This window comes from Pseudoalteromonas sp. (assembly GCF_041613455.1).
GTDB lineage: Bacteria > Pseudomonadota > Gammaproteobacteria > Enterobacterales > Alteromonadaceae > Pseudoalteromonas.
This window is the reverse complement of the sequence record NZ_JBFJHD010000166.1, coordinates 1-6742: the sequence shown is the minus strand read 5'-3', so window position 1 is coordinate 6742 and position 6742 is coordinate 1. Positions and strand designations below refer to the sequence as shown.

General features: G+C 41.1%; 8 protein-coding genes and 1 pseudogene. 6 read left to right on the top strand and 3 right to left on the bottom strand.

Annotated elements, in window-relative coordinates:
- Positions 1 to 632, bottom strand: a 632-nt coding sequence (locus ABYB02_RS13060; protein WP_372762876.1) for an immunoglobulin-like domain-containing protein, incomplete at its 3' end; no start/stop codon positions are given.
- A gap of 338 nt (positions 633 to 970) precedes the next feature.
- Between ABYB02_RS13060 and ABYB02_RS13055 the strand changes: the two genes are divergently transcribed.
- The 5 genes from ABYB02_RS13055 (at position 971) to fur (ending at position 3501) form a co-directional block, all read left to right on the top strand.
- Positions 971 to 1738, top strand: a complete 768-nt coding sequence (locus tag ABYB02_RS13055) for an alpha/beta fold hydrolase (protein WP_372762875.1) — start codon at positions 971 to 973, stop codon at positions 1736 to 1738.
- 94 nt (positions 1739 to 1832) lie between these two features.
- Positions 1833 to 2054, top strand: a complete 222-nt coding sequence (locus ABYB02_RS13050; protein WP_372762874.1) for a DUF2788 domain-containing protein — start codon at positions 1833 to 1835, stop codon at positions 2052 to 2054.
- A 2-nt stretch (positions 2055 to 2056) separates the two neighbouring features.
- Positions 2057 to 2335, top strand: a complete 279-nt coding sequence (gene ybfE / locus ABYB02_RS13045) for a LexA regulated protein (protein ID WP_372762873.1) — start codon at positions 2057 to 2059, stop codon at positions 2333 to 2335.
- 13 nt (positions 2336 to 2348) lie between these two features.
- Positions 2349 to 2876, top strand: coding sequence for a flavodoxin FldA (fldA, locus tag ABYB02_RS13040; RefSeq protein WP_372762872.1), 528 nt, complete (start codon positions 2349 to 2351; stop codon positions 2874 to 2876).
- 181 nt (positions 2877 to 3057) lie between these two features.
- Positions 3058 to 3501: a ferric iron uptake transcriptional regulator gene (gene fur, locus ABYB02_RS13035; RefSeq protein ID WP_372762871.1), complete on the top strand. Its 444-nt coding sequence runs from the start codon at positions 3058 to 3060 to the stop codon at positions 3499 to 3501.
- A gap of 107 nt (positions 3502 to 3608) precedes the next feature.
- On the opposite strand, the gene glnS is transcribed toward fur, so the two are convergent.
- Positions 3609 to 5273, bottom strand: a complete 1665-nt coding sequence (gene glnS, locus ABYB02_RS13030) for a glutamine--tRNA ligase (protein ID WP_372762870.1) — start codon at positions 5271 to 5273, stop codon at positions 3609 to 3611.
- 203 nt (positions 5274 to 5476) lie between these two features.
- On the opposite strand from glnS, the gene ABYB02_RS13025 reads away from it, so the two are divergent.
- Positions 5477 to 6547, top strand: a complete 1071-nt coding sequence (locus tag ABYB02_RS13025) for a DUF3083 family protein (protein WP_372762869.1) — start codon at positions 5477 to 5479, stop codon at positions 6545 to 6547.
- A gap of 57 nt (positions 6548 to 6604) precedes the next feature.
- On the opposite strand, the pseudogene ABYB02_RS13020 reads toward ABYB02_RS13025, so the two are convergent.
- Positions 6605 to 6742: pseudogene (locus tag ABYB02_RS13020) on the bottom strand (succinate--CoA ligase subunit alpha); the annotation flags it as partial.

Here is a 6742-nt window from a genome sequence, read left to right as displayed (position 1 = left end):
TGCGCTGCGTTCGCTATGATTAAATCGGTGAAAGGAGTGATATTAATGGTACCGCCCACATTAGCAGCTGCTGCATATGAATGCAGTTTATAGTAGCGTCCACCCACGGTGCCTTCTGCCCGGAGTCGATAAGGGGCAACTAAGCCTGTAACGTCCACCGCATAACTGCCATTTGCTGCAATGGCTGATGATTTAACATTGCCATTAGCACCTTTCACCGTGACAGTACCGACAATAGCCGCGCCAGCGGCTGCCGTGCCACTCACCGTCACTGACACTACGGTGACGGTTCTGGTCGCAGTTGCAATATTTCCTGCCGTATCAGTTGCAGTATAAGTAACGAGGTACTCCCCCGTAACAGAGGTATCAACATCGCCAGTTATCACTACTGTGACCGATCCATCCACATTATCGGTTGCTGTAGCACCTTGTTCTATATAGTCTTCATTTTGATTTACCGTGATAGCACTGTCTCCGGTAATAGTAATAACTGGAGCAACCGTGTCAGCTTCAGCAGGAGGGGGAGGATTATTAGCATCATTATCACTGCCACACCCCGCAAGTACGAGCAACAATGACATGGCTAAAATTTGCAGGTATTTTAATTTGTTTAGTTTCGTAAAGTTATGCATAGAACCACCTTGTTAAAGAATGTTTTGTACTTACAACAATCTTAGCCAGACACTCCATTGACTAGTATTTATACACCCCTTAGTGTAGTTAAAGAAATAAAAACGACAACTAAATACACCCCCTTCCAAATATGGGGAATTTACACGGGTGTGATAAATCACAAACAAACGAGCAGCAAATGCGCTGTAGGCAAGACTCATTTGCTCGCTGGTACTTATGGTTTGTAAAAATCGCTAATAAATGCACTCATCTACTATTTTCTCAGCGGCCTAGCTGTTATTTTTTGCATTTTAAATAAATGCTCGTAAACTATGGCAAATTTTAGGCAGAGGCTAATATGCAATTAAATTACCAACAACAGGGGCAAGGTCCCCATGTCATTTTAATTCATGGGCTGTTCGGCTCACTGGAAAATTTAAATGTGATTGCAAAGCCGCTCAGTGAGTCTTACACGGTGACCAATGTTGATTTGCGTAACCATGGCCGGTCACCGCACAGTGATGAAATGAATTACCCCGCGATGGCACAGGATATTATTGAGCTATTGGCGCAATTAAATATCGACAACGCCCATATTATTGGTCATTCCATGGGCGGTAAAGTTGCCATGCAACTCGCCTTAGCACACCCTGAGCGAGTCAATAAACTCGTGGTGCTTGATATAGCACCAGTAAGTTACCCTGCGCGTCACACGCAAATAATCCAGGCTTTAAAGGCTGTGGCTAACAGTAGCGTAAGCGATAGAAAGCAAGCTGATGCTATAATGCAGCCATATATTGATGAGTTAGGTGTACGACAGTTTTTATTAAAAAGTTTGGCTAAGAATGAGACTGGTAATTTCGCCTGGCGCTTTAACTTAACCAGTCTTGATAAAAATTATGCCATTATTACTGACAACATTAATGAAAATACGTCTTGTTTGTGCGACACTTTGTTTATCAAAGGTAATGATTCTGACTATATATTAGCTGAGCATCGCCCAGCGATTAACGCGCTTTTTACAAACGCGCGGGCAAAAATTATTCACGGTGCAGGCCACTGGCTTCACGCACAAAAACCTATGGCTGTGAATAAAGCAATTACTGATTTTTTAAGCGCAAGTTAACTGTTTATAATCGCGTGTTTTTGATTTTGCGCACTAAATAATTGTATTTTTATATGCTATAGTATGCGCCGTTTAATTTAAAGGTTATACGTTGATGGTCAGTCAGTTTATTAACGAATTTGATACCCTAGGGTTGTATTTTGGCTTAGCCGGTATTTTGATATTCATCGGCATGGCAATAAAAGACGTACTAAAAAGTGGTAATGTGCCGAAATTCGGCCGTTATATTGTATGGACTGTACTCTTTTTAGGTTGTTCAGGCTTTATAGCTAAAGGACTTATCCAAGTATTTTGGCAAGGCGCAGGTGTAGGTTAAGCATGGCCAAGTCAGAAACAGACAGAACAACACTCGATTTATTTGAATACGAAAAGCGCCCCGGCCGTCCTAAAACCAATCCCCTTCCACGGGATATGCAGTTAAAGGTAAATAAACGTAATCAAATAAAAAGAGATAAAGCACGTGGCTTAAAGCGTGTTGAATTTAAGGTTTCTTCAGAGCTGTATCAAGCGTTGAGTGATATGGCTGATGCACAAAATATTAGCCGCAGTGCGTTGATCGAGACAATTTTACAAGAAAGATTGGCTATTGATATATAAAAGGTTTTAATCCATGGCAAGTGTAGGTATTTTTTTCGGAAGTGACACAGGTAACACAGAACACATAGCTAAAATGCTGCAAAAAGAATTGGGCAAAAAGCTAGTGGCTGTTCATGACATTGCGAAAAGCTCTAAAGAAGAGATTGCTGAATTTGATTTAATCTTATTTGGTATTCCAACCTGGTATTACGGTGAAGCGCAATGTGACTGGGATGATTTTTTCCCAGAACTTGAAGAAATTGACTTTGAAGGTAAGCTGGTTGCCATTTTTGGCTGTGGCGATCAAGAAGATTACGCAGAATACTTTTTAGATGCGATGGGCATGGTTAACGATATAGTTACTGAGCGTGGCGCTATTGTTATTGGTCATTGGCCGACCACTGGCTATAACTTTGAAGCCTCTAAAGGGATGGCTGACGACAACCACTTTGTGGGCTTAGGCATTGATGAAGATCGCCAGCCAGAACTCACTGAACAGCGTGTTAAAGCCTGGGCAGCACAAGTGTATGATGAAATGTGTTTGAGCGAACTTGCTGATTAATCTTGTTTTTCTTGATTTTTGATTAAATTAGTAGCAATTGATAAGTAAATACGCTTTTATCGCTTTTTCTTTGCATTGATCTTTGCACTTAGTGGCTAGTCGCGTTACCCTTACCGGTTGATGTGTCGTGTACATCCTTGCAAGATGTCTAGTATAACCAAACAAAATTGAGACAGATTTAATGACTGATCATAATTTGGAATTAAAAAAAGCCGGTTTAAAGGTTACTTTACCGCGGATTAAAATTTTAGAGATTTTACAATCGCCTGATAACCAGCATATCAGTGCTGAGGATGTTTATAAAATTCTCCTGGATTTAGGTGAAGAGATCGGTCTTGCAACTGTATATCGCGTACTGAATCAATTTGATGATGCGGGGATAGTCACCCGTCATCATTTTGAAGGTGGTAAGTCGGTATTTGAGCTTGCAACCAGCACACACCATGACCACTTAGTGTGTCTTAAGTGCGGTAAAGTGGTTGAGTTTGAAGATGAAGTTATTGAGCGCCGGCAACTTGAGGTTGCTGAAAGAAATGGCATCAAATTAACCAATCATTCGTTATACCTCTATGGTGAATGCGAAGATAAAGCAGCGTGTAAAGCGTTTGCCAGCAATATAAATTAATTTATATTGCACACAAAAAAAACCTGCTTAATGCAGGTTTTTTTGTAGCTACTAATAAATTAGTAAGCAATAATTGCAGAGCTCAGAAACACTGAGCCAGAGCAGAATTACTTCTGCTCTGTTTTTGACCACGAATCACGTAGCCCAACTGTTTGGTTAAATACCAAGCCTTCTGCTTTAGAGTCACGCGAGAAATAACCTGTACGTTCGAACTGGAATCCCTGCTCTTTTGCAGCGTGCGCCAACGATGGCTCTAACTTAGCATTGGCTAAGATAACTAAAGAATCTGGGTTGAGTGTCGATTCAAACTCCTCAGCAGCCGCAGGATTCGGTACATTGAATAAACGGTCATATAAGCGAACTTCAGCATTGATTGACTCACTTGCCGACACCCAATGAATTACCCCTTTAACTTTACGGCCATCCGCAGGGTTTTTACCTAAAGTCTCTGCATCATAGCTACAGTAAATAGTGGTAATTTCACCGTTTTCGTCCTTTTCAACGCGCTCCGCTTTTATCACATACGCGCCACGTAAACGGACTTCTTTGTCGAGTATTAAGCGTTTAAACTTGTTATTAGCTTCTTCACGGAAGTCTTCACGCTCAATATACAGCTCACGGGTAAACGGTACATCGCGACGCCCCATTGCTTCTTTATTAGGGTGATTCGCCACTGATAACACTTCAACGTGGTCTGCATCGTAGTTTTCAATAACCACTTTAACCGGATCAAGCACCGCCATAGCGCGCGGGGCATTTTCGTTTAGATCTTCACGGATACACGCTTCTAGCATGCCCATTTCTACCATGTTTTCTTGCTTAGTAATACCAATACGTAAACAGAATTCGCGAATAGAAGCCGGTGTATAACCGCGACGGCGCAAACCAGCAATCGTAGGCATACGTGGATCATCCCACCCTGCTACATGGTTATTTACCACTAAATCATTGAGCTTACGCTTAGACATAATCGTGTATTCTAGGTTTAAGCGTGAAAACTCGATTTGCTGTGGATGACACTCAATGCTGATATTATCCAACACCCAGTCGTATAAACGACGGTTATCTTGAAACTCCAGTGTACACAAAGAGTGCGTAATACCTTCTAGTGCATCTGAAATACAATGGGTAAAGTCGTACATGGGATAAATGCACCACTTATCTGCCGTTTGATGATGATGGGCAAAGCGGATACGGTAAATAATCGGATCGCGTAGCACCATAAACGAGCTAGCCATGTCTATTTTGGCGCGCAGTACACATTCACCTTCTTTGAATTCACCGGCACGCATTTTTTCAAATAACGCAAGGTTCTCTGCAGCTGAAGTATCTCGGTAAGGGCTATTTTTACCCGGCTCTTTTAATGTGCCACGGTATTCACGCGCTTGGTCGGCCGTTAAAAAACACACATAGGCTAAGCCTTTATTGATTAGCTCTACCGCATAACCGTACAGCTGATCGAAATAATTAGATGAGTATTTAATTTCGCCATCCCAGTTAAAGCCTAACCACTGTACATCTTGTTTAATTGAATTAACGTAGTTAATATCTTCTTTTTCTGGGTTTGTATCGTCAAAACGTAAATTACACAGACCTTGGTAGTCTTTTGCGATACCAAAATTTAAGCAAATTGATTTTGCATGACCAATGTGTAAAAAGCCATTGGGTTCAGGTGGAAAACGGGTATGCGTTTTAGCATGTTTTCCACTTGCTAAATCTTCATCAATTCGGGTTCTAATAAAATTACTTGGGCGATTCTCGATTTCCGCCATAGGAGTATAATCCTCTGAATATTGCGTGATAACAAAACCCCTGCATTATTACAAAAACAAACCTTAACATACAGCAATAGATGCGGGTTTATTCGAGAAATATCGAAGTTTACGGTGCGTAACCGATAAAGTTTGTTGTAGCGCAATATTTACGTCATTAAAGCACCTTATAGTCATACACTACCCCGACTTAAGGAAGCAACATGGCTACTCACAATCAACATCGTATCTATATTCCAACCAATGCTCGTACTAATCATTATCTACTTGCTGAAATAACCCCTACTGCTGATTTTTATCAGCATTTTAGTGATATTAATGGCTGTTATACGCGTATTGCACGCCAATTATTTGCTTACTGTGACGAGCTAGAGTTACATAATGTGCATATGTTAGCGAACGATAAATTACCTGTGGTGCGTTTTAATGATGAGTCGTATCAACTTGAAACAAATCAGCAAATGATGTTTTTCTACAACCCCCGCTACCATGAAGCACATAAGTTACATTACAATGCCAACAGACAAAGTAAAAAAATACGGCTACTATTTTTAGCGACCGGTGACGATTTACGCGCAAATTCTGCCGTGTTTCATACTAAGGTGCAAAAAATATTAAGCCATTTACACGACAACTTATTTTTAAATCAACCTGCATTTAAATTACGCGATCATCAGCACCTTACTTATGACATATTTGCTAAACATAAGGGTCATAAAGAAAGTTATGGCTACAAGTTACGCAGCCTTTACCCGCGTTATCAATCTAGACAGTGTAAGCTGCCCAGAGAACACACTGAGATGAGCTATGCAACCTTTAGCATTCCTGTTAGCCGTGCTATTAAAACGCAGTTTCAAGCACAACTAAATAATCAGCATTATGCGACGTTTTATCAGCATTTCGCCAATTTATTTACCCATCTATGCCAACAGCATAACTTAACCCATACAGCCATGGTGGCGAACGGCCGTTTACCGATCATCCGCAATAGTCAGTTTGATAAACATGATGAGCATAACGAGCTACAAAAAATCAGTTTTAACACCGAGTGCCCGCAAGCCACGCTTAAATCCTTTTACGACGGCGATAAGCTAGTTGAAAGCTTACACTTTGTGGTTGTAGCAGCGCAGCTCAATAAACATGATATGGGCTATGGTAAGTTTATGAATCAGGTGGAGGCCTGTATTAAGGCTATGTGTGCCCAGCTGGCAATAACTAAACAGCGTCAGGATTTAACTATTCGATTTTTTCAACATATTAGTTATCGCTACTAACGAAGGCATACAAAAAAGGCTCGCCTAAGCGAGCCTTTTTAACAGTAACAGCGCTGCTTACCAGCCTGTTTTTTCTTTAAGTGCTTTACCAATGTCAGCAAGTGAACGTACAGTTTTTACGCCCGCCGCTTCTAGTGCAGCAAATTTCTCATCAGCAGTACCTTTACCGCCTGCGATGATTGCGCCAGCGTGACC

Bases quoted from the DNA above. Each gene is read 5' to 3' on its own strand.
- ABYB02_RS13050 (WP_372762874.1), top strand. From the start codon at position 1,833: ATGGTCAGTCAGTTTATTAACGAATTTGATACCCTAGGGTTGTATTTT.
- ABYB02_RS13025 (WP_372762869.1), top strand. From the start codon at position 5,477: ATGGCTACTCACAATCAACATCGTATCTATATTCCAACCAATGCTCGT.
- fldA (WP_372762872.1), top strand. From the start codon at position 2,349: ATGGCAAGTGTAGGTATTTTTTTCGGAAGTGACACAGGTAACACAGAA.
- fur (WP_372762871.1), top strand. From the start codon at position 3,058: ATGACTGATCATAATTTGGAATTAAAAAAAGCCGGTTTAAAGGTTACT.
- ybfE (WP_372762873.1), top strand. From the start codon at position 2,057: ATGGCCAAGTCAGAAACAGACAGAACAACACTCGATTTATTTGAATAC.
- glnS (WP_372762870.1), bottom strand. From the start codon at position 5,273: ATGGCGGAAATCGAGAATCGCCCAAGTAATTTTATTAGAACCCGAATT.
- ABYB02_RS13055 (WP_372762875.1), top strand. From the start codon at position 971: ATGCAATTAAATTACCAACAACAGGGGCAAGGTCCCCATGTCATTTTA.